General features: G+C 65.7%; 32 protein-coding genes and 1 tRNA gene. 23 read left to right on the top strand and 10 right to left on the bottom strand.

Annotated features, from left to right (window positions below; translation table 11 throughout):
* Nucleotides 1–140: 140 nt before the first annotated feature.
* Nucleotides 141–1,784 carry a M20/M25/M40 family metallo-hydrolase gene (locus L0976_RS02055; RefSeq protein ID WP_234185814.1) on the bottom strand — a complete coding sequence of 548 codons (1,644 nt, stop codon included), beginning with the start codon at nucleotides 1,782–1,784 and terminating at the stop codon, nucleotides 141–143.
* Nucleotides 1,785–1,923: 139 nt separating this feature from the next.
* Here L0976_RS02055 and L0976_RS02050 point away from each other — a divergent pair, with 139 nt between their 5' ends.
* The 4 genes from L0976_RS02050 (at nucleotide 1,924) to L0976_RS02035 (ending at nucleotide 4,731) form a co-directional block, all read left to right on the top strand.
* Nucleotides 1,924–2,340, top strand: a complete 417-nt coding sequence (locus tag L0976_RS02050; RefSeq protein ID WP_234185812.1) for an Lrp/AsnC family transcriptional regulator — start codon at nucleotides 1,924–1,926, stop codon at nucleotides 2,338–2,340.
* 84 nt (nucleotides 2,341–2,424) lie between these two features.
* Nucleotides 2,425–3,531, top strand: coding sequence for an endonuclease/exonuclease/phosphatase family protein (locus tag L0976_RS02045; protein WP_234185811.1), 1,107 nt, complete (start codon nucleotides 2,425–2,427; stop codon nucleotides 3,529–3,531).
* 92 nt (nucleotides 3,532–3,623) lie between these two features.
* A complete protein-coding gene (locus tag L0976_RS02040; protein WP_234185810.1) occupies nucleotides 3,624–4,538 on the top strand; it encodes a PhzF family phenazine biosynthesis protein in 915 nt (304 codons plus the stop codon).
* Between the two features lie 117 nt (nucleotides 4,539–4,655).
* Nucleotides 4,656–4,731, top strand: a tRNA-Lys gene (locus tag L0976_RS02035).
* A gap of 150 nt (nucleotides 4,732–4,881) precedes the next feature.
* Here L0976_RS02035 and L0976_RS02030 read toward each other — a convergent pair.
* Entirely contained in the window at nucleotides 4,882–5,601 is a 720-nt protein-coding gene (locus L0976_RS02030; protein ID WP_234185809.1) for a polysaccharide deacetylase family protein, read from the bottom strand.
* A 299-nt stretch (nucleotides 5,602–5,900) separates the two neighbouring features.
* Here L0976_RS02030 and L0976_RS02025 point away from each other — a divergent pair, with 299 nt between their 5' ends.
* The 3 genes from L0976_RS02025 (at nucleotide 5,901) to L0976_RS02015 (ending at nucleotide 6,849) form a co-directional block, all read left to right on the top strand.
* Entirely contained in the window at nucleotides 5,901–6,173 is a 273-nt protein-coding gene (locus tag L0976_RS02025) for a hypothetical protein (RefSeq protein ID WP_234185805.1), read from the top strand.
* A 12-nt stretch (nucleotides 6,174–6,185) separates the two neighbouring features.
* Nucleotides 6,186–6,395, top strand: coding sequence for a cold-shock protein (locus tag L0976_RS02020; RefSeq protein ID WP_203319234.1), 210 nt, complete (start codon nucleotides 6,186–6,188; stop codon nucleotides 6,393–6,395).
* Nucleotides 6,396–6,648: 253 nt separating this feature from the next.
* Nucleotides 6,649–6,849 carry a hypothetical protein gene (locus L0976_RS02015; protein WP_203319233.1) on the top strand — a complete coding sequence of 67 codons (201 nt, stop codon included), beginning with the start codon at nucleotides 6,649–6,651 and terminating at the stop codon, nucleotides 6,847–6,849.
* 286 nt (nucleotides 6,850–7,135) lie between these two features.
* Here the strand turns inward: L0976_RS02015 and L0976_RS02010 are convergent, their stop codons facing one another.
* Both L0976_RS02010 and otsA read right to left on the bottom strand, forming a co-directional pair.
* Nucleotides 7,136–7,510 carry a hypothetical protein gene (locus L0976_RS02010; protein WP_234185804.1) on the bottom strand — a complete coding sequence of 125 codons (375 nt, stop codon included), beginning with the start codon at nucleotides 7,508–7,510 and terminating at the stop codon, nucleotides 7,136–7,138.
* Nucleotides 7,511–7,616: 106 nt separating this feature from the next.
* Entirely contained in the window at nucleotides 7,617–9,056 is a 1,440-nt protein-coding gene (gene otsA / locus L0976_RS02005; protein WP_234185803.1) for an alpha,alpha-trehalose-phosphate synthase (UDP-forming), read from the bottom strand.
* A 270-nt stretch (nucleotides 9,057–9,326) separates the two neighbouring features.
* Here otsA and L0976_RS02000 point away from each other — a divergent pair, with 270 nt between their 5' ends.
* Together L0976_RS02000 and L0976_RS01995 are read left to right on the top strand one after the other, a co-directional pair.
* Entirely contained in the window at nucleotides 9,327–9,623 is a 297-nt protein-coding gene (locus L0976_RS02000) for a DUF982 domain-containing protein (protein ID WP_234186202.1), read from the top strand.
* Between the two features lie 126 nt (nucleotides 9,624–9,749).
* Nucleotides 9,750–9,890: a hypothetical protein gene (locus tag L0976_RS01995; RefSeq protein WP_234185801.1), complete on the top strand. Its 141-nt coding sequence runs from the start codon at nucleotides 9,750–9,752 to the stop codon at nucleotides 9,888–9,890.
* A gap of 11 nt (nucleotides 9,891–9,901) precedes the next feature.
* Here the strand turns inward: L0976_RS01995 and L0976_RS01990 are convergent, their stop codons facing one another.
* From L0976_RS01990 to L0976_RS01980, 3 genes are all read right to left on the bottom strand, one after another.
* Entirely contained in the window at nucleotides 9,902–10,429 is a 528-nt protein-coding gene (locus L0976_RS01990; protein ID WP_234185800.1) for a sigma-70 family RNA polymerase sigma factor, read from the bottom strand.
* 33 nt (nucleotides 10,430–10,462) lie between these two features.
* The gene (locus L0976_RS01985; protein WP_234186201.1) at nucleotides 10,463–11,029 is read right to left on the bottom strand and encodes a cysteine hydrolase family protein; all 567 of its coding nucleotides are present in this window, start codon (nucleotides 11,027–11,029) and stop codon (nucleotides 10,463–10,465) included.
* Between the two features lie 80 nt (nucleotides 11,030–11,109).
* Nucleotides 11,110–11,769 carry a DUF6766 family protein gene (locus L0976_RS01980; protein ID WP_234185798.1) on the bottom strand — a complete coding sequence of 220 codons (660 nt, stop codon included), beginning with the start codon at nucleotides 11,767–11,769 and terminating at the stop codon, nucleotides 11,110–11,112.
* A gap of 147 nt (nucleotides 11,770–11,916) precedes the next feature.
* Here L0976_RS01980 and L0976_RS01975 point away from each other — a divergent pair, with 147 nt between their 5' ends.
* From L0976_RS01975 to L0976_RS01945, 7 genes are all read left to right on the top strand, one after another.
* A complete protein-coding gene (locus tag L0976_RS01975) occupies nucleotides 11,917–12,114 on the top strand; it encodes a hypothetical protein (RefSeq protein WP_234185797.1) in 198 nt (65 codons plus the stop codon).
* A gap of 77 nt (nucleotides 12,115–12,191) precedes the next feature.
* Complete coding sequence (locus L0976_RS01970; RefSeq protein WP_203319226.1) at nucleotides 12,192–12,554, top strand: response regulator; 363 nt, start codon at nucleotides 12,192–12,194, stop codon at nucleotides 12,552–12,554.
* A gap of 57 nt (nucleotides 12,555–12,611) precedes the next feature.
* Nucleotides 12,612–13,154, top strand: coding sequence for a DNA-3-methyladenine glycosylase (locus tag L0976_RS01965; protein WP_234185796.1), 543 nt, complete (start codon nucleotides 12,612–12,614; stop codon nucleotides 13,152–13,154).
* Nucleotides 13,155–13,232: 78 nt separating this feature from the next.
* Nucleotides 13,233–13,733 carry a ferritin-like domain-containing protein gene (locus tag L0976_RS01960; protein WP_203319224.1) on the top strand — a complete coding sequence of 167 codons (501 nt, stop codon included), beginning with the start codon at nucleotides 13,233–13,235 and terminating at the stop codon, nucleotides 13,731–13,733.
* A gap of 203 nt (nucleotides 13,734–13,936) precedes the next feature.
* Nucleotides 13,937–14,173, top strand: a complete 237-nt coding sequence (locus L0976_RS01955; protein WP_234185795.1) for a DUF2934 domain-containing protein — start codon at nucleotides 13,937–13,939, stop codon at nucleotides 14,171–14,173.
* 87 nt (nucleotides 14,174–14,260) lie between these two features.
* A complete protein-coding gene (gene glgA, locus L0976_RS01950) occupies nucleotides 14,261–15,733 on the top strand; it encodes a glycogen synthase GlgA (protein WP_234185793.1) in 1,473 nt (490 codons plus the stop codon).
* Entirely contained in the window at nucleotides 15,727–16,365 is a 639-nt protein-coding gene (locus L0976_RS01945; RefSeq protein ID WP_203319221.1) for a UdgX family uracil-DNA binding protein, read from the top strand. Before glgA ends, L0976_RS01945 begins: the two co-directional genes overlap by 7 nt.
* Here L0976_RS01945 and L0976_RS01940 read toward each other — a convergent pair.
* Nucleotides 16,352–16,624, bottom strand: coding sequence for a DUF2188 domain-containing protein (locus L0976_RS01940; protein ID WP_234185791.1), 273 nt, complete (start codon nucleotides 16,622–16,624; stop codon nucleotides 16,352–16,354). The two genes, L0976_RS01945 and L0976_RS01940, sit on opposite strands and share 14 nt — an antisense overlap.
* A gap of 121 nt (nucleotides 16,625–16,745) precedes the next feature.
* On the opposite strand from L0976_RS01940, the gene L0976_RS01935 reads away from it, so the two are divergent.
* Complete coding sequence (locus tag L0976_RS01935; protein ID WP_203319219.1) at nucleotides 16,746–17,240, top strand: BON domain-containing protein; 495 nt, start codon at nucleotides 16,746–16,748, stop codon at nucleotides 17,238–17,240.
* A 73-nt stretch (nucleotides 17,241–17,313) separates the two neighbouring features.
* Nucleotides 17,314–17,505 carry a hypothetical protein gene (locus L0976_RS01930; protein WP_255695755.1) on the top strand — a complete coding sequence of 64 codons (192 nt, stop codon included), beginning with the start codon at nucleotides 17,314–17,316 and terminating at the stop codon, nucleotides 17,503–17,505.
* Here L0976_RS01930 and L0976_RS01925 read toward each other — a convergent pair whose 3' ends face one another.
* Nucleotides 17,506–17,760 (bottom strand): DUF982 domain-containing protein, encoded by a 255-nt coding sequence (locus tag L0976_RS01925; protein WP_234185785.1) that lies wholly within the window; start codon nucleotides 17,758–17,760, stop codon nucleotides 17,506–17,508. It abuts the gene before it with no gap.
* Nucleotides 17,761–17,910: 150 nt separating this feature from the next.
* Here L0976_RS01925 and L0976_RS01920 point away from each other — a divergent pair, with 150 nt between their 5' ends.
* The 5 genes from L0976_RS01920 to L0976_RS01900 all read left to right on the top strand — a co-directional run bounded on the left by L0976_RS01920 (nucleotide 17,911) and on the right by L0976_RS01900 (nucleotide 23,915).
* A complete protein-coding gene (locus L0976_RS01920) occupies nucleotides 17,911–18,462 on the top strand; it encodes a DUF924 family protein (RefSeq protein WP_234185784.1) in 552 nt (183 codons plus the stop codon).
* A gap of 59 nt (nucleotides 18,463–18,521) precedes the next feature.
* Entirely contained in the window at nucleotides 18,522–21,038 is a 2,517-nt protein-coding gene (locus L0976_RS01915; RefSeq protein WP_370643552.1) for a mechanosensitive ion channel domain-containing protein, read from the top strand.
* 146 nt (nucleotides 21,039–21,184) lie between these two features.
* A complete protein-coding gene (locus tag L0976_RS01910) occupies nucleotides 21,185–21,448 on the top strand; it encodes a hypothetical protein (RefSeq protein ID WP_203319214.1) in 264 nt (87 codons plus the stop codon).
* A gap of 189 nt (nucleotides 21,449–21,637) precedes the next feature.
* Nucleotides 21,638–22,465, top strand: coding sequence for a response regulator (locus L0976_RS01905; protein ID WP_203319213.1), 828 nt, complete (start codon nucleotides 21,638–21,640; stop codon nucleotides 22,463–22,465).
* A gap of 190 nt (nucleotides 22,466–22,655) precedes the next feature.
* Entirely contained in the window at nucleotides 22,656–23,915 is a 1,260-nt protein-coding gene (locus L0976_RS01900; protein ID WP_234185782.1) for a diguanylate cyclase, read from the top strand.
* Nucleotides 23,916–23,953: 38 nt separating this feature from the next.
* On the opposite strand, the gene L0976_RS01895 is transcribed toward L0976_RS01900, so the two are convergent.
* Nucleotides 23,954–24,961 carry a GlxA family transcriptional regulator gene (locus L0976_RS01895; RefSeq protein WP_203319211.1) on the bottom strand — a complete coding sequence of 336 codons (1,008 nt, stop codon included), beginning with the start codon at nucleotides 24,959–24,961 and terminating at the stop codon, nucleotides 23,954–23,956.
* Between the last annotated feature and the right edge of the window lie 235 nt (nucleotides 24,962–25,196).

Below are 25,196 nucleotides of genomic sequence, written 5' to 3'. Positions count from 1 at the left end.
ACTGCCCCTCACCCTAACCCTCTCCTCGCAAGCGGGAAGAGGGACTTGCCCCACGAGTTGTTGAGGAAAACGGCCCGGCATATCACCTTCTCCCCGCAGCCAAGGAGAAGGTGGCCGGCAGGCCGGATGAGGGGGCGGGCCTATTCCGGGAGGCAGGCCAGCGCCGCCTCGAAGACGAGGTCCGGCAGGACCTCGAACGTGTAGGGCGCGTGCACGCGCTCCCACTTCTGGTGATAATCCCGTCCCCACGGGCCGATATTGACCGTCGGGAAGGAGAGCAGTCCTTCCGGTGCGTCGTCGGTGAAGGCTTGGGAGGGCGTGTTGGCGGCGAGCAGCCCGGTCTCGCCCGCATCCGGCCGGTGGCCGAAGAAGCTCATGTCGGAGATGCCGGCGAAGATCTGCTTGAACTTGATCGACGTGCCGTGTCGATCCGCTGCGGCCTGCATGACGGGCTGGAGCCTTTCGCGAAGGATACGCCCGGCCTCCGACCGCTCCAGATGGACCAGCGGATAGTGAAGGCTGCCGAATCCGACGATCACCGCCGGTCCTTCGAGGCCGGCCTCCGTCACTGCCGCCGAGACGATCTCCCGGCTTACCTTCAGGGGATCGGTGCCGCCGGACAGGGCGCGGTCGAGTGCATCGAGCCGCGCCAGCGCCGGCGCCCCGCCGCGCGCCTCCACCCGCTCCAGAAGCCCGGCATAGGTCAGCACGAGCCCGTCGGTCGCGAGGGCGTCGCGGCCCCGGTAGCGCGCGGCGTGCGCATCCTGCGTGTCGAGCGCCGTCCGCAACGCACCGGAAACGATGGCGTGGAACTCTTCGAGGATCTCGCTGGCGCTGCGGCGGTGCGTCAGCCAGTTGAAGGACAGCCAGACACGGTCCGGGGTCGTCACGTCGTAGCCGTCGCGGATGTCGCGGGCTTCGAGGCAGACGGGCGGCGGCGAGCGTTCGCCGAAGGCCTCGTCGCTAAGCTCCGGCACGGTGTCCATGGCGCGGGTGATCTCGGCGCTGATGCGGTGGGCGCTGGTGCCGTTGAACGGGTAGCCGGCATGGGTCGGCCGGCCGATGACGAATGCGAAGGGGGCGAACTTGCCGATGGAGCCGAGATAGACCGCGCGGCCTTCCTCGCCGCCGCGCTCGCAGCTCGATGCATCGAGATTGATGCCCGCGACGATGTCGAGATCGAAGCGGCGGGCGATCTCGGGCAGGGCGTTGCGCAGGCTGCGCATGCCGCGCGAGCGGTTCTCCTCGTCTGGCGTCGCGACGAAGAGCAGGTTGCCGTCGGGCGCCTCCAGCCCGGCGAAGCGCTCCAGCACGGCGATGCCGGCGGCAAGCCCGCTCTTCATGTCGAGGAGGCCCCGCCCGGCGATGAAGTCGCCGCTCTCGAAATCCCTGAGCGCCTTCGCCTCGGCGCCGTTGAGGGGGCGGCTGCGAAGCTCGCTCGTCAGGGCTTGCGTCAGCGGTTCGGGATCGCAGGCGAGCGGCGCCAGCGTGCCGTAGTTGGCGATGGAGACCGTGTCGAAATGGCCGGCCAGCACAACGGTCCTGCGTCCCGAGCCGCGCACCAGCGCGACGACGCTGCGGGTCAGCGGCTCGCCGTGGCTGTCCACCGTGAAGAGCTGGCCGGGACGGTCGCGGAAATAGGGCGTTCCGGCAAGAAGCGCCCGCAGCCGTTCGGAAAACTCCGCCTCCTCAGGCGAGCCCGTCACGCTCGGCCAGCGGGTCATCAGCAGGGAAAGCGCGCGCGTGCGGGCGGCGGCGGTGCGGAGGGCGGTTTCGTCGATCATGGTGGCCTGCCGAAAGCGGTTGCATTGAAGGATAGGCAAGGCTAGCCAAGAGAGACGACAGGCGAAACGGCAATTTTCTGGAAATTTTGTGGGCGGAATTGCCGTTTCGTCACCTTCAATTGGCATTTCGGCAGGATTCATGGATACGACGGACCGCAAACTCCTCGCCCTCCTGCGCAAGGACGGGCGCGCTTCGCTCTCCGCACTTGCGGCGGAGCTGAAGGTCTCGCGCGGCACGGTGCAGAACCGCATCGACAGGATGGCGCGGGACGGCGTCATTGCCGGCTTTACCGTGCGGGTGACGGAGGCAGACGATCCCCACGCCGTGCGCGCGGTCATGATGATCGAGATCACCGGCCAGAAAACGCTGGGGGCGATCAAGGCGCTGCGCGGCATTCCGGAGGTGCGGGCGCTCCACACCACGAATGGCGCATGGGACCTCGTCGCGGAAATCCAGACGGAGAACCTCGTCGAGTTCGAGCGGGTCTTGCGCGGCATCCGCGCCATGGACGGCGTCTCGAAATCCGAAACGAGCCTGCTGCTGACCACGCTCTGAGACGCCGGGACGTCACGGCGCGAAAAGGCGCTTTCCATTGCCGGTCAGCCGGTTACACTCCGCCCGCACACCCGGAAGGACCCCATGTCGCTACGCCTTGCCACCTTCAATATCGAAAATCTCATGACCCGGTTCGACTTCACGGGGTTTCGCAACCAGCTTCGCCAGGATCGCGTGCTGCGGCTTTTCGACATCCGCAACGAGGCGGAATACCAGCGGCTGGAGGAGGCGCGCACCATCGCGCATACGGACGACGCCCGCCAGCATTCGGCGCTCGCCATCGCGGATGCCGATGCCGACATCCTCTGCCTGCAGGAGGTCGACAACATGACGGCCCTGCAGGCGTTCGAATACGGCTACCTCTTCCGCATGGTCGGCAACGGCTACCGGCAGAAATACCTCATCGAGGGCAATGACAGCCGCGGCATCGACGTTTCGGTGATGATGCGCGAGGAGACGCGTGACGGACAGCGCATCGAATGCGTGGACATCCGCAGCCATGCCGCCGTCACCTATCGCGATCTCGATCTCCACGCGCCGGGCCTCGGCCCGGGCATCAACCCGGACGACAGGATCTTCAAGCGCGACTGCCTCGAAATGGACCTGCGCATCGGCGGCCGGCCGCTGACGCTCTATGTCGTGCATTTCAAGTCGATGGGTCCGGGCCGGGACGGAATGGACGGCCGGCAGTCCACCATGCCCGTGCGCATCGCCGAGGCCAGCGCGGTGCGGCGGATCGTCGAGAATCGTTTCGGCGTCGGCCACACGGCGGACAAGGCCTTCGCCATCTGCGGCGACATGAACGACTACCAGGAAAAGCTCGCCATAGAGGGCGACCGGCGCAACGGCTACCGCTTCGTCCCGCAGAAGGAAGAGGCGAGCGCGCTCGACGTCCTCACCGTGGGCGGCTTCGTGGTGAACCCGATGCAGCGCCGCCCGGTGGACGATCGCTGGACGCTCTACCACAGCCGCGGGCCGGACGAGCGCCACCTCTGCCAGCTCGACTATATCTGGCTCTCGCCCTCGCTGGCCGAGCGCAACGCCCATCATGTCCCGGAAATCATCCGTGCCGGCCAGCCCTTCCGCACGCTGTTTCCGCCGGGGCAGGAGGTGGAGCGCTATCCGCGCATCGGCTGGGATCGGCCGAAGGCCTCCGACCATTGCCCGGTGGTCATGACGCTCGACCTGTGAGCGGCCCGCCATGTTTTCCGCTTGCCCAAGGCGGGGGCCTCGGGCAGTTTGGGGCCGCCGCCCCGGGTTAAAAGATGAATAGGGAGAATGCCTTGTCCCGTCGCTACGCCATCTACGACGTCTTCACCGATACGCGGCTTGCGGGCAATCCGCTGGCGGTCGTCTTCGATGCCGAGGGTCTCGACGACGGCGCGATGCAGCGTATCGCCGGCGAGTTCAACCTGTCCGAGACCGTCTTCGTGATGCCGGCGGAAAACCCCGCGCACACCGCGCGCCTGCGCATCTTCACGCCCGGCCGCGAGCTGCCCTTTGCCGGCCACCCGACGGTGGGGGCGGCGGTTGCGATCGCCGAGGCGGGCGAGGGCGGGCCGGAGCCGCGCGACCAGGTATGCGTGCTGGAGGAGAATGTCGGCCCGGTGCGCTGTGCGGTCAAGATCGGCGGCGCCGAGGCGGCCTTCGCCGAATTCGACCTGCCGCGCAAATCCGCGCGCCTCGACGCCACCTTCGACAAGCAGGCGCTCGCCGATGCCCTCAGCTTGAAGCCCGCCGAGATCGGCTTCGAAAACCACGCGCCCTCGCTCTGGAGCGCCGGCGTCGCCTTCGTGATGGTCCCCGTGCACGATCTTGCCGCGGCGGCGGCGGTGGAGTTCGATCCGGCGCTGTGGGAACGCTGCGCGCCTTTCGCCGAAGGCCGGCTGGCCTCCGCCTATCTCTATTGCCGCGGCGGCGTGAACCACAATGCGAAGTTCCACGCCCGGATGTTCGCGCCCGACATGGGCATCGCCGAGGATCCGGCGACGGGCTCGGCCGCCGCCGCCCTGTCCGGCGCCATCCATTTCTTCGACAAGCTGGTCGATGGTCACCATCCGCTGCTCATCGAGCAGGGCGTGGAAATGGGCCGGCCGTCGCATATCCACCTGCATCTCGACATTTCCGGCGGGGCGATCGCCGGCGCCCGCATCGGCGGCCAAGCCGTGCGCATCGCCACGGGGATGCTGGATTTGTGACGGCTATTTTGCGCTGCGGAAGAAATTAGCGCCGCGACGCATTTTTTTCAAAGGCCGGTATGGACAAGCCCGGCGAACGTCTTTATACGCCCCGTCAGACCGCTGGAGCGGTCAAGTGGGTGATTAGCTCAGTTGGTAGAGCAGCTGACTCTTAATCAGCGGGTCCACGGTTCGAGCCCGTGATCACCCACCATTTTTCTCTTATGAGATCAATGGTTACGCTGATTTTCTAAACCGTTCTCCTAGGTGCGATAGCCGCTGGATTGCGCTTCAGCCACGGCGACATCCCGGTTTCCCGGGAAGCTCCGGGCCGTTCGTTGATCGCGGTCCTGCGGGCGGCGAGCTAGCCGACCGCCATGGTCGCGACGTCGTCGAGATGCACGAAGCTGAAGCCGCGGGCCTTGAGCGCGAGGATGCCCGAGATCACGCCCGCGCCGGCCGGCCGGTGCGGCTGGTTGATGTGCGAGATGACGATGTCGCCGCTCTTTGCGCCGGCGATGCGCTTGTGCGCCATCCTCGCGGATGCGCTCGCCCCAAAATCGCCGTTGAGCGAGAAGCCAGCGATGCGGAAGCCCATCGAGCCGATCAAGGCCATGGCGTCGGGGCTGTAGAGTGCGGTCGCGTCGCGATACCATTTCGGGCTTGTGCCGAACGCGCGGGCGATCGCTTCGGCGCCGCCGCGCACCTCCTCCGCCACCGCGGCCGCCGTGCCGGCCGGCACGAGGCCGTAGGGCCGGCCGGGGCCGATGACCGCGGATAGGTGCTTCGCACCGTGGTTCTCAATGACGAACAGGTCGCGATGCTGCTTCAGCAGCCCGATCGTCGCCGGATTTCGGTCGAGCCAGCGCCTGGTCGCGAAGATGGTGACGGGGATTGCGTTCTCGATCAGCGGACCAAGGATGCGCATGTCGGTTTCGCCCATGCAGGCGTCCAGCGTTATCGCCACCTGCGGCGGCCCGGCCGCCGGGGTGAAATGCATGTGCGGCTCGATCAGGCCGGCGCCATGCGCTTTCCCGGCGAAGGCGGCATAGCAGCAGGCGGCGATGAATTCCCGGCGACGCATGATAAATCCTTCAATATCCATGCGATGCAGGTATCGAGCGCGTCGCCCTCCCGCCGCCGCCGAAACCCGTGCACCATCCAACGTGCGTTCCAATCGCTCATCCGCACGATAATGTCGACCCGGAACGATTTTGCGGCAGGCCATCGATCGGGCGGCCGGCGCATGCAGGCGTCGTTTCCGACGGCACGGTTTAGGAAGGCGCGCCTGCCGCGGACAGGCCTTTTATTTCGCGCAGCTGGAAGGATATTGAAGCGCCGCCGCGCGCGACCAGGACCTGACATCGACGCTGGTGAACAGACGTGGCTTGGCAGGTTACTATGCATTCGGAATTTAAAAGAGGTAAGAAGGAAAGGGGGTGGAATTTACCTGATGATTATTTGGAGGCTGCCGCGATCTCTATTCCGGCCCCCGGATTTTTTTGGATTATTTCCCTTGCACAATATCTGAAAGTACCTATCTATAAGCCATCGAACTTTGCTTGTGACCTTTGTCTTCGCCCTCGCGGCCCGGTCGGATTTCCTCTCATCGTCGATCTATCTGGTGGCCATTCCGGCTGCCTCTCCAGCGATTGAAAGGAAATCGTTATGAATTCAGGCACTGTAAAGTGGTTCAACGGCACCAAGGGCTTTGGCTTCATCGCTCCGGATGACGGCGCCAACGACGTGTTCGTGCACATCTCGGCGGTCGAGCGCGCCGGTCTCGGCTCTCTCGTCGAAGGCCAGAAGGTCAGCTTCGACGTCGTGCAGGACCGCAAGTCCGGCAAGAGCTCCGCAGACAATCTGCGCGCCGCATAAGGAATTGTCGTTCCTCTTCGCTGACCACGGATGTACTGGCAGCGTTGACGGCGAGCGACAGGAAGAGGTCGGGGTAACGCCCGGCCTTTTTGTTTTCCGGCACGGTTTGCCGGAAGGAACTGGCCATGGGGCGTTCGACCTACGCAGTAGACGACATGGCCAAGTTGAAGCCAGGCCCGTTCCGCCCTCGAAAAGCCGACCCGAACGGGATGCCGGCTGACGGCGAAACGCCTGGGACCAAAGGAGTTGATGGATGACGGCGACCAAACAGCAGTTCTTCAAGCCAACAAAGATGAGCGCGGAAAAAAAGGCGGCGGAGACCAATTCCGTGGCGCGCGGGATCGTCGAAAAAGAGGCCGCGGCGCGCGACAAGAAGACCGAGAAACTGCGCGCCCTGCGCCTCGCGAAAGAGGCTGCCCAACCTGTTCCCGTGCCGAAGAAAAAGAAAAAATAGCAGTCCGGGACACGCACGGCCTCGCCACGCGAGGCGCGTGGCCATTTTATCCCTTTCAAATCCGTTGATTGCGGTTTCGGCGCGGCCTCAGGCAATGGCGGCGGCGTGGAGCCGGATCGGTCCGGCCTGGGACACGATGGCGTCCCTGCGGCGGCAGGCGGCCGGCAACCGGCGCGAATATGCCGATTTCGGTATCGGCGACTTCTTCTAGATCAGGAGCATCGTCGGCTACGGCGATCGATATGACCCGGGGCACGCGGGCGAATGTCCGCGTGCCCCATGGTTGTCAGCGGGCGTCGTTCGTGCGTTTCAGGAGGACGCGCATTTCCTCGAAGCGCCTCTTGCGGTCGGCATCGTCCTCGTTGAGGGAATAGCAGGTCCTCGAAACGCAGAACCGGAGCAGCGCATAGGGAGGCCGGGGCTGGTCGAATTCGCATTCGAAGGCATCGGACATGTCGGTCTTCTTGGCATCGGCGCGCTGGGAATAGGTGAAGCGTACCCCCGGCGGCTTGAGTTCCGGGAAGGACTGGATCACGCCGACATTCAGCGTCTCCGTCATGAAGAAGTTCTTGGCGACATCCGTGCACGTCGCCTGCAACTCCGGGCTCTGGGCATGGGCGGGCATTGCGGACAGCAAGGCGAGACCGGCAATCCACTTCATGGGTTTCCTCCAGCGGGAACGATCAACGGGATGCAAGGCGGACCGGATCGACGTTCCGCCTGCGAACGGGCTCGGGACGAATTCCCGTGCCGCGGATTTGTTCCGGCTACACGGCCTTGGATCGCAGGATGCCGCCTTGCGGGAGCGCCGCGCGATAGGCGGGCCGGGCGGTGCTGCCCGAGAGCTCGCCGAGGAAGGTATCGCACCATGCGAAGACATCGTTTTCCCGCAGCGTCTTCATCATGCTTCTCCAGCGCTCGCGCCGTTCATCCACCGGCATGGCGAGGCTGCGCGCCATGGCCTCGGCCGTTCCCTCCACGTCGTAGGGATTGACCAGCACCGCCTCCTTCAGTTCCTGCGCCGCGCCGGCAAAGCGCGAGAGCAGCAGCACGCCGGGATCGTCCTCGCATTGCGCGGCGACATATTCCTTCGCGACGAGGTTCATGCCGTCGCGCAGCGGCGTGACGAGCGCGAGCTTCGCCATGCGGTAGAGGCCGGCGAGCGCCGGGCGGCGCAGCGACCGGTTGACATAGCGTATCGGCACCCAGTCGACCGTGCCGAGCGCGCCGTTCACCCGCCCGGCCTGTTCCGCGACGGTCCGCTGCATGGCTTCGTATTCCGGCACTTCGGAGCGGGACTTGGGGGTGATCTGCAGCAGCGTCACGTTGCGCTGGCTTTCCGGATGGCGGTTGAGGAAGGTCTCGAAGGCGTCGATGCGCTGGGTGATGCCCTTGGAGTAATCGAGCCGGTCGACGCCGATGATCAGGGCCTTGCCGTCAAGGCTCTGTAGCATGCGCTTGTGCAGCGTGGTTTCGGCCGCCCGCTTCGCGAGGCCGGCGAATTCGTCCGTCTCGATGCCGATGGGATAGGGCCTTGCGGTGAAGGTGTGCTCGCCCACCATGAATTTCGACTCGCCGAGGCGCTTGCCGAGCCCCTGGCGTGCCAGGCATTCGGCGAAGTTCTCGCGGTCGTGGACGGTCTGGAAGCCGATCACGTCATAGGCCGTCAGGGTCTTCAGCAGTTCCTCGTGCACGGGCATCGCCAGGAAGACGTCCGGGGCGGGCCAGGGGATATGCAGGAAAAAGCCGATGCGGTTCTTCACGCCCTGCCGGCGCAGCTCGTCGGCAAGGGGGATCAGGTGATAGTCGTGAACCCAGATCAGGTCGTCCTCTTGCAGCATCGGAAGAAGGCGGCTTGCGAAGAAGCGGTTGACGCGGAAGTAGCCGGCCATCTCCCGCCGGCCATATTCGGCAAGGTCCAGCCGGTAGTGGCAGATGGGCCAGAGCACGCGGTTGGCGAAGCCGTGGTAGTATTCCTCGACGTCGAGGTCCGTCAGGTCGGTCAGCGCATATTCGATATTGCCGTCCTTCACCGACCTCAGGGGGCCCACGTCCTCCTCGCCGCAGGACTGGCCGGACCAGCCGAGCCAAAGGCCGCCGCGTGCCGCCAACGCCGATTGAAGGGCGACGGCAAGGCCGCCGGCCGGGGCCGTACCCCGCTTGTCCGGAACGGGAACACGGTTCGATACGACGATTAGACGACTCATGCTTGCTATACCGATCTTTTCTCTTCGCGATGGACGGCGTCCCGCGGACGGGGCCCGGGAGGTTCGGGGAATGGCGAGAGCGCATTGCCATCGGATTTGTTTTTACGACCCGAACTAAACCCTCCAGCGCCGGCAAGGTTCCATCGATGATCGACGCCGGGAACAAACCGTGGCGTCGGGGGTTCTGTGGCCGCAAAGGAGAACCGTCATGAAATGGAGCGCCGTCACCCGTCGCTTTCTTCATCCGGTTGCCTGCTGGAGGATGACATGATGAATATTCCGGATCTGCCGTGGTCGGTCCCGCTGCGTGTTCGGCTGCAATGCGGTGTCGAGCGGACCTTCTCGTCCGTCTACGAAGCCGTCGACTTTCTTGAAAACGAATGGCCCTTGCGGAACGGCGAATGGTACGAGCGCGCCATCGGCCTCTGCCGCGACGCATTGAACAGGCTGGCCCCGGCGGCTCTCGCCCGCGAGGCCTTCGCCGCCGCCTGCCTGGAGGCGGGGATGCCCATCGCGGCGCAGCGACCGGCAAGCCTGGTGCCGGCGGCGCGCCGCAAGGCCGCATGATGCGGCGAGCGAGCCCCGCGCTTTGAACGGTATCTACCGCCGGGCGAGGCGCTTGCGGGAGGGCATGTTTCCCGTTCGCAGGATACGTGTCATTCTGCCTGAAGAGGGCTCTGGACGGGGAGACGGTTGAAACAGCGCGAAGAGCGAAATCCCGACCGGGCGATGCAGGATCTCGCGGAGGACATCCGCCGCGAGAGGGTGCCCGAGCGCCTTGCGGAACTTGCCCGCGCGTTGCAGACGGCGCTGGACGCACGGGCCGGCGGTTAGGCGCAGGCGCGCTATGGCGTCAGCGGGTTGCCGCCCAATTCCCGCGTGAGCGCCTCCCTTGCCCGGCTCAGCCGGCTCTTGACCGTGCCGATGGCGCATCCCATCACGCCGGCCGCTTCCTCGTAGCTGAAGCCGAGAGCGGCGACGAGGACGAGAATCTGCCGCTGGTCCTCGCCAAGGCGGCCGAGCGCCGCCTGCACCTCGCGTTCGGCGGCCGACCATTCCTGGTTCGCCGGCATGGCCGGCTGGGCGGAAACGCACGCCTTCGCGCCCGGACCTTCCCGCATCCTCTTGCGATATTGCGTGTAGTAGGTGTTGCGCATGATGGTGAAGAGCCACGACTTCAGGCTTGTGCCGGGATGAAAGCTGTCCAGGCTTCTCAGCGCGCGCATCAGGGTCTCCTGCACGAGATCGTCGCCGTCGCTCGGATCGAGCGTGAAGGACCGCGCGAAGGCGCGCAGCGCCGGTATCAGGTCGGCCACCCGCTCCTTCAGGGGCAGGGGCTCTTCATCCGGCAAGCGGTGCTGCGGCAGGGCCATCGTCTGGATCGTGTGATCGGTTCGGTTCGGGATTCAACGCGGCGCCGGGGCAAATGTTGCGCAGGCTTCCAGAAAGGTCTGTGCGGTGACCAGGTCGAGCTGCACGGAGAAGCGTTCCCCGAGGACCGTCAGCGACGCGTCGTGGGTCTCGTCCGCGCTGCCGCAGATGGCATCCTCCAGGAGAACGATGCGGTATCCGAGGTCGATGGCGCCGAGCACGGTCGCGAGAACGCACATGTCGGTCTCCCCGCCGGAGATCGCCAGCGCCGTGACGCCTTCCTGTCGAAGCGCCGCGTGCAGCCGGCCGTCCAGCCACGGCGAATAGCCCGGCTTGTCGAACACCTTGGTGGACGGGACGAGATGCCGGAGATCCGGCAGGATGTCGAGAAGCTCGCCGGGCAGGCGCTCGCGGGTCATCATCCGCCATTTTTCGTAATAGTCCCGCCAGGCCCCGGCCGCCTCGTCTGCCGTTCTCGGCGGCATGAAGCGCGTGAAGATCGTGCGCCCGGCGTGGCGGGTGGACACCTCGACGACCCGATCCTTCACCTTGTCCATCCAGGGCACGTGCCATGGCGTGTCCTCGGCGAACATGCGCTGCATGTAGACGCAGAGGTGACGCCAGTTGCCGGAGCAGAAGGAGGGAGCGTCCCAGGCGGCCAAGGTTTCCTCCGTCCTGCCCGCTAGCTGCCGGTCTGCGAATGGGGCGCGGCGACGGGTTTGGATTCCGGCGAGCCGCGGAACCTGAGGAAGATCGAGAGGACCACGATGACCGCGGTCGACAGGAATTCGGATTGCCAGTTCTGGAAGGATTCGAACCAGAACTGCGCGCTGGCGAGATGCTGGCGGATGCCGGGCGCCGCCTGCCCATGGAGCGCGGCTTCCGCCGCCTCCGCCGCCGCGCTGTTCTGGAGGTGCAGGGCGAAGCTCACGAGGAAGAGCGCGAAGAGGACGATGCCGAGCGAATAGGAATAGAGCGTGCGCGGCACGCCGCCATGGCGCACCGGAAGAGGCGCATCCGGGTCGTGGGCGTGGCGCGCGGGGTCCTCGTCTTCCTGCGTCTTCTCGTCGGGATCGCGCGATTCCGCCGAGCCGCGCTGGAACAGGAAGGCGGTCAGCACGACATAGGCCGACATCTGCAGGAACTCGCTTTCCCAGTTCTCGAAGACGGCGGACAGGAAATGGCCGCTGACGAGGTAGCTGGAGAGCGCCAACGCGGGAAGGTGGTGGCGGGCAAGGTCCTCGTTATGGACGGAAAGGCCGGTGAACAGCATTCCGGCCAGGGTCGCGAGCGTCGCGACCGACAGCACGATGGTCAGGCTGTTGTCTTTCAACCACTTCACGCTCTGCTCCTGCGCCATGGGACGACCGCCGGATAAACAGGTTCGAAGAAGCAATGTTCCTTGCGCGCGGGCGTCAGGGCCTCTTGCGCGCCGGACGGAACAAAGTGGCGTCTTGCCTGTTTCAGGGCCATCAGAAGGAGACAAGCCTTGAACAGCCACCGTTCTTCCCCCGCCGTGGAATCCCTCAAGCAGGAGCAGCGCAAGCGTTCCCCGAAAGACGACCTCGACGAGGGCCTGAAGGAAACCTTCCCCGGCTCCGACCCCGTATCCGTGACGACGACCTCCATCCCGTCCGGACGGACGAACAAGAAAGAGGCGTCCAAGGTTCGCGACCGGGAAGAATAGCTTTTCCGGCCGTTCCTTCCGCCCCGACGGCCGGTGCGCCGCCGGGGCTTTCCGTGTGCTTTCCAAGGAGTTTTGCAATGAAGCATAAAATGACCGTCCTCGTCGTCGAGGACGAGCCGATCGTGCGGTTCGATGCCGTCGACATGCTCGAGGCGGCGGGCATGGAGGCGCTGGAGGCGGCCAATGCCGCCGAGGCGATGACCATGCTGAAGCTGCGCCCCGATGTCTCGGTGCTCTTCACCGACGTCAACATGGAGGGCAACGTGGACGGGCTCGACCTTGCAAGAACCGTCGCGGCGAACTGGCCGCACATCCGCATCGTGGTCACGTCAGGACATGTGCGCCTGCGCGATGCGGATCTGCCGGCCGCGTCCTCCTTCCTTCCCAAGCCCTATCTGCGCGAAAGCCTCGTCGCCGTGCTCGGCGCGCGGGCCGCGTGATGGCCGGACACCGCGCCGGCCGTGCGCCGGCCATGGCCGTGTGGTAATGCTGGCGGCATGGACGAGCAGTTCTTCGCACGGGACGCGGTGACCGTCGCCGCCGACCTCCTCGGGGTTTTCCTCCTGGTCGACGGCATCGGCGGCATCATCGTGGAAACGGAGGCGTATCGCCGGGACGATGCGGCCTCGCACAGCTATCGCGGCCCGACACGGTCCAACGCCGCCATGTTCGGCGCGCCGGCACGGGCCTATGTCTACCGCTCCTACGGGCTGCACTGGTGCCTCAATTTCGTCTGCGAGACCGGCAGCGCGGTGCTGATCCGTGCGCTGGAGCCGACGGAGGGGCTAGAGGCAATGATGGCGCGGCGTGCGGGCGCTCCGGTCCGGAGGCTTTGCGCGGGGCCGGGCAACCTCTGCAGGGCGCTTGCCGTGACGGGCGACATGAACGGCCTGTCCCTCTTCGCGCCGCCCTTTGTCCTGCAACCGTCCAGCGCCGCACCCATCGTCGCGAGCGGCGCGCGGATCGGCATCAGCAAGGCCGTGGAGCGGCCCTGGCGTTTTGCCGTGCCGGGCTCTTCCTGTCTCAGCAAGCCGATCTGACCATCTCCATTCCTCATGGAACATTCGCCCTGTCCCGGCAGTTCGAGCATCCGTTCCCTCATATCCATGGAGATACCAATGGCAACCGAGAAGACACTGGACGACCTGTTCCTCGATACGCTCAAGGACATCTACTACGCCGAGAAGCAGATCCTGAAGGCCCTGCCGAAGATGGCGCGGGCGGCGCAGTCGGAAGAGGGCAAGCAGGGCTTCCTCCACCATCGCGACGAGACGCAGGGCCAGATCGAGCGGCTGGAGGAGGTCTTCGAACTCCTCGGCAAGAGCGCCCGGGGCAAGACCTGCGAAGCGATCCAGGGCATCATCGCCGAAGCCGACGAAATCATGGACAGCTTCAAGGGTACCCCGGCGCTCGATGCCGGCCTCATCTCGTCGGCGCAGGCGGTCGAGCACTACGAGATCGCGCGCTACGGCACCCTGATTGCCTGGGCACGCCAGCTCGGCCTCGACAAGGCGGTTCCGCTGCTTCAGGCCACCCTCGACGAGGAGGTGGCGACCGACAAGAAGCTGACCAAACTTGCCGAGACCTCCGCCAACCCGAAGGGCAAGAAGGCGGCCTGACCTCGAAGACGAAGGCGGCCCGCAGGGGCCGCTTTCCACCCCCTGGCGGTCCCGCACCGCGTCTCTTTTCGACGGAACAAAAGGTTCCTCGCCGGGTTTGAGATTTGCAGGCGATTCCCATCAAACAGACCCGGACTGCCGCGCGCGGTCCTGTCAGAAGAAGACCGACGGGTGTCGCCCGCCAGCTTAGAAGGGATGTTTCCATGGCCGATTTTGATGAACGCGTCCGCATCGAAGCCTATCGCATCTGGGAGGCCGAAGGCTGCCCCGAAGGCCAGCACGACCGCCATTGGCAGATGGCGATGGAGCGGGTTCGCGCCGCGCCGCCGCCGGCCCGTGCACAGGCGCATGTCGTTCCCCTCCCGCTGATGCGTGTAACACTTTCGCCGCGCGCGAAAACCAGGCCGCAGTCGGCAGGATCGTTGCGCGCCTCCGCCTGACCGGCCCGTCGCTTTCTGCGTCCGGCGCGGTGCCGGACGCAGGGGTAGAGTTTTTTGTTCTGTCGAGCGGAGTGTACCCGGCGGGCCATGAACGTTCTTTCGATCGTTTCGGAGGTTTATCCCCTCATCAAGACCGGGGGACTGGCGGATGTGGCGGGGGCTCTGCCCAAGGCGCTGCGCCCGCATGGGATCAGTGTATCGACCCTCGTGCCGGGCTATGGCCCGGTGCTGGAACATCTGCCGCGGCGAACCGAAGTGGGGCGCCTCGGCGGTCTCCTCGGCCACGACGCCGTCCTGACGCGCGCCGCGATGGACGGGCTCGACCTTCTCGTCCTCGAAATCCCCGAACTCTATGAGCGCGCAGGCGGCCCCTATATCGATGGCGCGGGCCGGGACCATCCCGACAACTGGCTGCGCTTTGCGGTGTTCTCGCTGGCCGGCGCGAGGATCGCCCTCGGCGAGCTGTGCGCCGTGCAGACGGATATCGTGCATGTCCACGACTGGCAGACGGCGCTCGTTCCCGTCTATCTGCGCTATGCGTTCCGCAGTTCGCTTCCGGTCGTCTGCACCGTTCACAACCTCGCCTTCCAAGGACAGTTCTCCCCCGACATCGCCTCGCGGCTCGAACTGCCCGACACGGCGCTCGGCATCGAGTGCCTGGAATATTACGGCGGCGTCGGTTTCCTCAAGGGTGGGCTCGTCTGCTCGGACATCGTGACGACGGTCAGTCCCACCTATGCGCGGGAAATCCTCTCTCCGGAGCTCGGCATGGGCCTCGACGGCGTGCTGCAGACGCGGCGCGCGGCACTGTACGGCATCGTCAACGGCATCGATTCCGAGATCTGGAACCCCGCATCCGATCCCATCCCCGCCCGGCGCTACGACGCGCGCTCGCTGCCGCGGCGCCAGGCGAACCGGGCGGCGGTGCTGTCGCATTTCGGCCTGCCGGATGCGGGCGGGCCGCTCTTTTCGGCGCTGACGCGCCTGACCTGGCAGAAGGGCGCGGACATGATCCCGGACGCCGCCGAGGAGATCGTCGCGCAGGGCGGCCAACTCGTCGTGTGCGGGCAGGGCGATGCGGCGATCGAGGACGCGCTGAGGGATTGCGCCTGGCGGCATCCCGAGCGGGTGAGCGTGCATATCGGCTACAGCGAGGAACTCGCCCATCTCATCGTGTCGGGTTGCGACGTGCTGATGCAGCCGTCCCGCTTCGAGCCCTGCGGTCTCACCCAGCTCTACGCCATGCGCTACGGCGCCATCCCGCTGGTCGGGCGCACCGGCGGTCTTTCCGAGACCATCATCGACGCCAACGAGGCGGCGATGTCGCGGGCCGTGGCGACCGGGTTCCAGTTCCATCCCATCGAACCACACAGTTTCCGCGAGGCGGTGCGGCGTGCGTGCGAAGCCTTTCGGGATCGCGAAGCCTGGGCGGGTTTGCAGCGCCAGGCCATGAAGGCTGACTTTTCATGGGACCGCAGCGCCTCCCAGTATGCCCAGCTCTTCGAGGCGCTTCATGCAGCCTGGCAGACGGCGCAGCCGCGGGAGCGGCGGTCATGCTGAAGGGGGGCAAGGCGCCGGCGCCGGCCTTCCAGGAGCACGCGCAGGGCGACCTCGACACGATGCACGCGGCGGCGGCCGAGTGCCGGCGGTGCGATCTCTACCGCGATGCGACGCAGGTCGTCTTCGGGGAAGGGGCGAAGGATGCGCGGGTTTTCCTGGTGGGCGAACAGCCCGGCGACCGCGAGGACCAGCTCGGCCATCCCTTCGTGGGGCCGTCGGGGCGGTTTCTCGACCGCTGCCTGGAGGAAGCCGGCATCGACCGGGCGGACTGCTACGTCACCAATGCGGTCAAGCACTTCAAGTTCAAGCGGTTCGGCAAGCGGCGGATCCATGAAAAGCCGAATGCGGGCGAGGTCCGGCAATGCGCCTGGTGGCTCGGCGGGGAGATCGAGCGGCTGAAACCGGCCCTTCTGGTCGCCCTCGGCGCGACAGCGACCTTTGCGCTCCTTGGGAAGCGCCACGCCGTCACGGCGGACCGCGGCCGGATCGTCGAGGCGGAGAACGGGGTGCCGACGCTGATCACCGTCCATCCGTCCTCGCTCCTGCGCAGCCGCGGGCGGCCCGACGCGGAACAGGAGCGGAAGCGTTTCGTCGCCGAACTCCGGCAGATCAGGCCGTTTATCGAGGGGTAGGGGCGTCGGTCGCCGTTTCGGCGGAATCGACGACCTCCGTCTCCGGCCGATCACGGCCCGCCGCCACCTCGTTGTGCCACTTTCCGTCCTCCGACTGGTAGGAGATGAAGCGATCCTCGTCGGACCTTTCATGCCGTTCTGCGGCGATGCGGGCGGCGGCAAGGGCCGCTGCATGGTTCGGGAAGGCCTCGGAGAAGACGTCGTCCAGCCGATAGGCCCATCCGTCTTCGTGCGGTACGACATGATAGGTGATCGGCATGGAACGCTCCTCGATTGTTTTCGATGGGGGACGAACTGGTCATCGGCCGAATGGTTCCCGGGGAAGGGAACAAAGGCCGCCCCTTGCCGGTTCGTTCCTGCTCGAACAAGTGGAGAAGGTGATGAACGACCGCAAGCAAGGTTCCCGCGAAGACGATTTCCGTGACTACGAGCAGCGCGACAACCGCGACGGCTGGCCCTATTCCGACAACGACGCCGACCGGCGCGCCGGGCAGAACGCGCCCTATGGCGCACCCGGCGCCAATCTCGACGAGCGCGGCAACAAGGGCGTCGAGGTGGCCGCCGATCCCGATACGCAGGATGTCGACGGCGCGCCGCTGCCCTTTTCCGACGGCGGCGAGGATGCCATCGCGGACGACGACCTGGAGGAACGCATCGCGCAACTGCTCGAGGATGACGGAAGGGTCGATTCCGTTTCCATCGAGATCACGATCCGGGACGGTGTCGCCGAGCTCGACGGTGCGGTCGACAGCGAGGAGGACCGGCGTCATGTCATCGGCCTCGTCCGCCGGGTGGACGGCCTTCGCGGCGTGCGCGCGGACGGGCTTCTTGCACGCGGCGTCGACAGCCACATTCCGAGGGATGCCGACGAATAGGCGCGAGCGCAACGGCGTTCCCGACGAGGGAACGCTTGCTGTTCGCATGTGCCGGCCCCTCAAGGAGATTGACATGGCCATTATTCCCAACGACCCCAAGCCCTCTCCGGGCCCCGGCCCGAGCCCTATTCCGGACCTGCCGCCGATCGACAATCCGTCGCCGCCGGTCAAGGAGCCCGATCCCGACCTCTTGCCGGACGAGGAGCCCAATCCCAATCCGGACGAGAACGACGAGCCCGCAAAGCACGCCCGCGCGTTGCGCTGATCAGTGGATGGTGATGGCGATCTTCGCCTCGTGCGCGGCGGCCAGGAAGGCGCCGCGCACTTCCTCCTCGCCCGCCTCGCCGTCGAGGGCGTCCGCGCAGATGCGGATCGCCTTGCGGAAGGCGGTGCCGTGCTGTCGCGGCCAGAATTGCAGAAGATAGGCGGCGGCTTCGAGGGAATTGCGCACCACTACGAAGGATTGCGCCTCGGTGTTCGCCAGCACGACGGGCTTGTTCCAGTTGTCAGCGCTTTCCATGACGAAACCTCGCTCGGTGATCTCAATCTACAATCAGGAATGGCGGGAAATGTTCCGGCGCAAGGCATTTGGCCGGCCCGGCTGCGCCCCCGCACTTGCAACCCTGCCTCCCTCCGCCATATTGCAGCGGAGACGAATGGAGGCTTTGGCATGGATGGAATGAAGCGGCCGGAAGAGGTGGTGGGCTATTGGTGCGAGACGCTGACGGCGAAGGACTGGTGGCAGTCGACGCCCGAGCTCGATGCGCGGGTGCGCGAGCAGTTCGCCGCCATCCATCTCGCGCTTTCCCGCGAGGTGACGCCGGAATGGCGGGCGAGCCCGCAGGCGCGGCTGGCGGCGATCATCGTGCTCGACCAGTTTCCCCGCAACATGTACCGCGCCTCGCCGATGGCTTTCGCGACGGACTGGATCGCCAGGCGCGAGGCGCGGCTGGCGCTGGAGGCGGGAGCGGACACGCTGGTCGAGTACGGCCGCCGGCATTTCTTCTACATGCCCTTCGAGCATTCCGAGGAACTGGCGGACCAGGAGCTTTCGGTTTCGCTGTTCGAGGCGCACGGGGACGAGATGTATCTCGACTATGCCGTGCGGCATCGGGACGTCATCGCCGAATACGGCCGCTTTCCCCACCGCAATCCCTTCCTCGGCCGCCCGTCGACGCCGCGGGAGGAGGCCTACCTGGCCGAACCGGGCGCCGGGTTCTAGCACCCGTGGCAAGCCGGTTTAAAATGGCCGCATTCATGGCTAGAAAGGTGCGGAATCGCATGGTTGCGATGCGTCTGTTTCCGTCCAGCGAGGGGCCTGTGCCGATTTCCCGCCTTCTGTCCGTCCTTCTCGCAGTCATGCTGCTTGCCGCGTCGCCCGCCCTTGCGCAGACCGCATCGGCGCCTGCGGCCGATACGGCGACGCAGCTCCAGCAGGCAAGCGCCGATCTCGACAAGGCGGGCGCGCAGCTCAACTCGATCCGCGAGCGCGTCGAGAAGTACCGCGACGACGATGCCCGCCTCGTCGACCTGAAGGTCGAGGCCGAGGCGTTGAACCGGTCGATCCTCGCGATTTCAGTCGCGACGCGGCCGCGCCTGGAGGCGATCAAGGCGCGCCAGACGGAGCTTGGCGATCCGCCGGCGGAAGGGGCGCCGCCCGAGGCCGACGTCGTCGTCGAGGAGCGCAAGAAGCTCGCGGCCGAGCGCAACGAGATCAACGCCCTGACGGGGGAGGCGGAAAACCTTTCGATCGAGGCGACGAAGGTTTCCAACCGCGTCACCGAAATCCGCCGCCAGCTCTTCACCGACGCCATCCTGAAGCGCACCGAAATCAGTGCCGACCTCTTCTCCGACGCCAGCGGGGCATTCGCCGCGGAAACGCAGACGCTCAACCGCACCGTGACGGCCTGGCTGCAATTCGTCTGGAAGTTCAAGCGCATGCAGCTTCTGGGCGCGGTGACTCTGTCGCTGATGGCCGCCCTGGTGCTGCTCTCCGGCAGCTACCGGCTGTTCTCGCCCTATATCACCCGCGCCGCCCGGCAGGAGAAGCCGCACTATATCACGCGCCTTTCCGTCGCCTTCTGGTCGACGATCCTGCCGACGATGGCCGCGGGCGCCTTCGCGGGGGCAAGCTACTTCTTCCTCGACGCCTTCAAGGTGCTGCGCACCGACATCGCGCCGATCGTCGCCATCGCGCTCGGCGTGGTGGTCGCGGTCTATTTCGTCGCGCAGCTCGCCAATGCGGTGCTCTCGCCTGGCGACGGACACTGGCGGCTGGTGAGGGTTTCCGACCGCGGGGCGCGGCGGCTCTGGCTGCTGATCTTCAGCATGGCGATCGTCAACGGGGCGGACTATTTCCTCGGCACGATCAGCGAGGTGCTTGGCTCGCCCGTGGTGCTGACGGTGGTGAAGAGCTTCTTCGCATCGATCATCATCGGCGTGCTGCTCGTCGTCACCGCCTTCGTCAAGCCCGTGCTGCACCGCGGCGAGCCGCCGAATTCGCCGGGGCGTCCATGGCCGCGCTCGATCTTCGTCCTCCTGATCCTGATCGGCCTCGGCCTCGTGCTCTCCTCGCTGCTCGGCTATGTCGGCATGGCGCGGTTCGTCGCCACGCAGATCGTCGTGACGGGCGCGGTGGTGGTGACGATGTATATCGGCTTCCTCTCCGGCCGCGCCGTCTCGGCGGCGAACGCCTTTGCCGAAACGGCGGTCGGCAAGCGGCTGGAGGAGCGGTTCGGCCTCGGCCAGGTGGCGCTCGACCAGATCGGCCTTGCGGCGGGGCTGGCGATCTATCTGCTGATCTTCGTGTTCTTCGTGCCGCTGATCCTGCTGCAATGGGGCTTTCAGGTCGCCGACATCGAATCCTGGGCCTACCGCATCTTCACGGAAATCCGCATCGGCACCATCACCATATCGCTGGTCGGGATCCTGGCGGGCATCGTTCTCTTCGTCGTCGGCCTCGTCGTCACGCGCTGGTTCCAGAAATGGGTGGACGGCAACGTGCTGGCGCGCAGCCAGGTCGATGCCGGCGTGCGCAATTCCGTGCGCACCGCGGTCGGCTATGCCGGGGTGGCGCTTGCCGGCCTCGTCGGCATATCGGCGGCGGGCATCAACCTTTCCAGCCTCGCGCTCGTCGCCGGTGCCCTCTCGCTCGGTATCGGTTTCGGCCTGCAGAACATCGTGTCGAACTTCGTGTCGGGCCTCATCCTGCTTGCCGAGCGCCCCTTCAAGGTGGGCGACTGGGTGGTGGCGGGCACGACGGAAGGCTTCGTTCGCCGCATTTCCGTGCGCGCCACGGAGATCGAGACCTTCCAGCGCCAGACGGTGATCGTGCCGAACTCCGTGCTCATCAACGGGCAGGTCGGCAACTGGACGCACCGCAACAAGCTCGGCCGCGTCGAGGTGGCGATCAGCGTCCATGCCGGCAACGATCCGCGCCGGGTGCAGGAGCTTCTGGCGGAGGTCGTGCGCGCGCAGCAGGGCCTCCTGCGCAATCCCGAGCCGACGGTGGTGTTCCAGGCCTTTTCCGCGGCGACGCTCGATTTCGAGATCCGCGCCTTCCTTGCTGACATCCTCAACGGCACCGGCGTCAAGTCGGAACTGCGCGCCGCCATCCTCGAGCGCTTCCGCGCCGAGAACATCGCCATCGGCGGGCCGGCAGCGCCGGAGGTGCCCGTCAAGATTTCGAAGGAGGGCGCCGAGCTCATCACCGCGCTTCTCGACCAGGCGACGCAGAAGGTTCGCCCGGCCGGCGGTCGCAAGCGTCGCGGCCCCGACGAGGAGACCGCGAAGACCTGAGGCGGATGCCCGATTCCCGGCACATGAACGCCGCATTCACGCTGCATTCAGCACGCCCCGCATAAAACACATGCAAATCCGGGCAGGGAACGTTAGTGTTCCATCCGAGGGTTTGAACAGGGGCGGCGCGCAGGCGCCGGGCGAAAATGAAGCGAATGATCATGATGCTGCTGGTGTCGGCTGCAATGTCCGCTCCGGCCATGGCTGCCTCGGTCACCAACAAGGATGCCGATACGCAGGTGCTCGTCGTCGTCGAGGGCGGCAGCCGGATGGAAGTGGCGCTGGAACCCGGCGCGACCGAGACGATCTGCCCCTCGGGCTGTTTCCTCACCCTGCCGAACGGCGACCGCATCGCGCTCAACGGCGGCGAGAGCGTCGAGATCGAAGGCGGCGCCGCCTCGGTCAAGTAAATCTCCCGGGGAAGTTTCAGGAAAGCGGCGTGGAAGAAAAGCCACGCCGCTTTTCTTGTGCGCGCAAGACTGGCTGCCGACAGGGCAGGGATTTTACCCCGCGCTTTCATGCCCTGCGAACTTAACGCTTTCGCAAAAGGTTGCCGCTACCCCTTAATCTGGGGAAAATCCATATGACGAAGGCATATCATGGCGTTTATCGGCATTTCCGGGATGCAGTATTCCGGCGCGTCTCTCTCGCACCATCGCATTCTTGTTGCCGAGGACTCGAATGTCTTCACGTCCATGATCTCGAAGCGGCTGAAGGAGCTTTTCGGCATCGACGTCGAGATCTGCCGCAGCTTCGAGGACCTGGAGCTCGCCTATGACAAGTCCAGCGAGAAGATCACGCTGGCGATCTCCAACATCAACCTGCCGGGCGCGGAGAACGGCGAGGCGCTGAACTACCTGGTCGACCTTTCCATTCCCACCATCGTCTTCACCGGCACCTTCCAGCAGAAGACGCGCGACCAGCTCCTCTCCAAGGAAATCGTCGATTACATCATCAAGGACAATATCTTCGCGGTGGACATGCTGGCCGAATCCGTCTGCCGGTTCCTGACCAACCACCAGCACCATGTCCTGATCGTCGATGACAGCGCGACGGCCCGCGCGCTGCTCTCCACGCGCCTCAAGCGCTACAACTTCCGCGTCAGCGTCGCCGAGAACGGTGCCGGCGCGCTCGCGCTGCTCAAGGCGAACCCCGACATCGGCCTGATGATCACCGACTACAACATGCCCGACATCGACGGCTTCGAGCTGACGCGGCGCATTCGCGGCACGACGGGCTCGCATCAGTTGCGCATCATCGGCGTGTCCTCCTCGACGGACCGGCTGCTTTCCGCCCGCTTTCTCAAGGCCGGCGGCAACGATTTCATCATGCGGCCGTTCATCGACGAGGAGTTCTACTGCCGCGTGAACCAGAATCTCGATACGCTTACCCAGATCAGGACGGCGCAGCTCAAGCTGGCAAGCTAGGCGGCGATCCACCCGGTTCTGTCCCTTACGTTACGTGAGATATTTCTGCCCGAGTTAACCACTTGGTAAAACCGGTGGTTTGTAATGCGCGCCAACGGGAGCATTAAAGGTACTGGACGACGTGGGAGTGGATCCAAATCCGCAGCGAGGGCCTGCATTTCTGCGCCATTGCGGCCAGCAGGTCCTGCTCGTGGAAGATTCCCGCATGTTCTCCACGGCGCTCACCTACCGGCTGGAGAAGGAACTGGGCCTTTCCGTCATCCATTGCGCGAGCATGGCGGCGGTGCGAACCATCTTCCAGTCCGAAGCGCCGGAATTCGCGCTTGCCGTTCTCGACCTCAACCTGCCCGACGCGCCGAACTGCGAGGCGCTCGACTACGTGATCTCCAAGGGCATCGCGCCGCTGGTCTTCACCGGCTCGTTCAGCGAGGCGACGCGCGACCAGATCCTGGCGAAGAACGTGCTCGACTATGTCGTCAAGGACAGCCCGGCGGCGATGCAGCAGCTCGTGCTGGCCGTCGACCGCATCCTGACGAGCGGCAAGACGCAGGTGCTGGTCGTCGATTCGGACCCGGAAAGCCTCCAGCAGCAGTTGGGCCTGATCGCCAAGCAGCGCTTCCAGATCGTCGCCGTCGAAAACGGCACCGCGGCGCTGGAAGTCCTGGATTCCCATGGCGGGATCGACATGGTGGTGACGGACCTCGATCTTGCCGACATGGACGGCTTCGCGCTGCTGCGGGAAATCCGCCAGAGGCACGGCGACGACACGGTGCGCGTCGTCGGCCTTTCCCGGTCGGAGGACCGGATGGTGGCCGCGCGGTTCCTGCGTGCGGGCGGTGACGAATACATCCAGAAACCCTTCCTCGTGGAGGAGTTCAACAGCCGCATCTTCCATGTGGCGGCCATCCAGAAGCGGGTGCAGTCGCTGCATCGCATCGCCGCGCGGGACTACCTGACGGACATCTATAACCGCCGCTACTTCTTCGAGGCGGGGCCGCGGCTCGTCGACCAGGCGCTGCGCCGCGGCGAGGCCATGTCGATCGCCATCCTCGACATCGACCATTTCAAGCGTCTCAACGACACCTACGGCCATGAGGTCGGCGACGTCGTGCTGAAGGCCATATCGCGCCGCCTCAGGCATCGGGTGGGCGACCGCCACCTCCTCGCGCGTCTCGGCGGCGAGGAGTTCGGCATCATCTTCCACGGCCTCGGGCTGGAGGAAGCGCTGGCGAATTGCGAGCGGCTGCGCGGGGAACTTGAGGCACAGCCCATCAATGCCGACGGCGAGCCGCTGACGGTCACCGTCTCCGTGGGCCTTGCGGCCATTTCCGGGCGGGAAACCTTCGACAACTATCTGAACGCGGCCGACCAGTTCCTCTACATGGCCAAGCATGCCGGCCGGAACTGCGTCTTCTCCGAGCTCTCGCTGATGAGCGCGCTGGCGAGCTGAGCCCAGCCGCGAAGGCGAGGCCCGCCGGTTCGGGGTGGTCAGCGCGCGATGGCCGAGAGCGTCAGCTTGCGCTCGGCGCGCTCCTGCTGGGGCGAGCGGTTGTAGAGCTCGCGATAGCACTTGGAAAAGTGCGATGCGGAGACGAAGCCGCAGGCGACGGCCACTTCCACCACCGGCATGGAGGACTGCACCAGCAGGTGGCGGGCGCGGTCGAGCCGGATTTCCAGATAGTAGCGGGCCGGCGAGCGGCCCATCTCCTGGCGGAACAGGCGTTCGATCTGGCGGCGCGACAGGTCGGCCCCGTCAGCGATCTCCAGCAGCGACAGCGGCTCGGAGAGGTTCTTTTCCATGAGCTCGATGATCGACAGCACCTTGGCGTTCTGAACGCCGAGGCGGGCGCGCAGCGGCAGGCGCTGGCGGTCGTGCGGGCCGCGCACGCGGTCGGTCAGCGCCTGCTCGCAGACGCGGTTGACGAGGTTCTCGCCGAAATCCTGGTCGATCAGGTTCAGCATCATGTCGAGCGAGGCGGTGCCGCCGGCACAGGTGTAGATGTTGCTGTCGATCTCGTAGAGGTCGGCATAGACGTCGGCCTGCGGGAAAGCCTCGGCAAAGCCCGGCAGGTTCTCCCAGTGGATGGCGCAGCGCTTGCCCGAGAGAAGGCCGGCCTGGGCCAGGACATGGGCGCCGGTACAGAGCGAGCCGACGGCGATGCCGCGATTGTAGACCTCGCGCAGCCAGGCGTTGACGGACTTGTTTGAGAAGTCCTCGACATAGATGCCTGAGCAGACCAGCACCATGGAGGGCCGGTTCTCGCCGCCGAGATACTTGCGCTCGTCGGCAAGCGAGGAATTGACCTCGATGCCGATGCCGCTGGAGGACAGCACCTGCTGGCCGTCCGTGGAGGCGAGGCGCCAGGTATAGGCCTCGTAGCCGAGCATGCGGTTGGCGATGCGCAGCGTCTCGATGGCCGCCGAGAAGGGCAGCATGGAGAAGTTGGGCACAAGGAAGAAAACGAGAGAGCGCTTCTTGACGTTTTGCTTGTTCATCGGAGTGTCCATGCTGGGGCCGGAATGTCGCAATCGTCGCAGGCAAGATGGTGGGCGCGGTAGCATTTTTGCGACGGCGGCGAGGATGGTTGCGACTGTGACAGGTGGCGTATCGCTGAAATGCCAGTATGTTCGGGCGGAATTGTGACAAAGGCCCTCGGCTTGCATATTTGCGACCCCTCCCAAGGCATCGTCCGATTGCGACAGCCGAAAGGCGACGATTCCCGTTTGACAG

Source organism: Shinella sp. NM-101, from assembly GCF_021401195.1.
Taxonomy (GTDB): Bacteria; Pseudomonadota; Alphaproteobacteria; order Rhizobiales; family Rhizobiaceae; genus Shinella.
The sequence above is the reverse complement of the archived record's forward strand: the minus strand, read 5'-3'. Positions and strand labels throughout refer to the sequence as shown.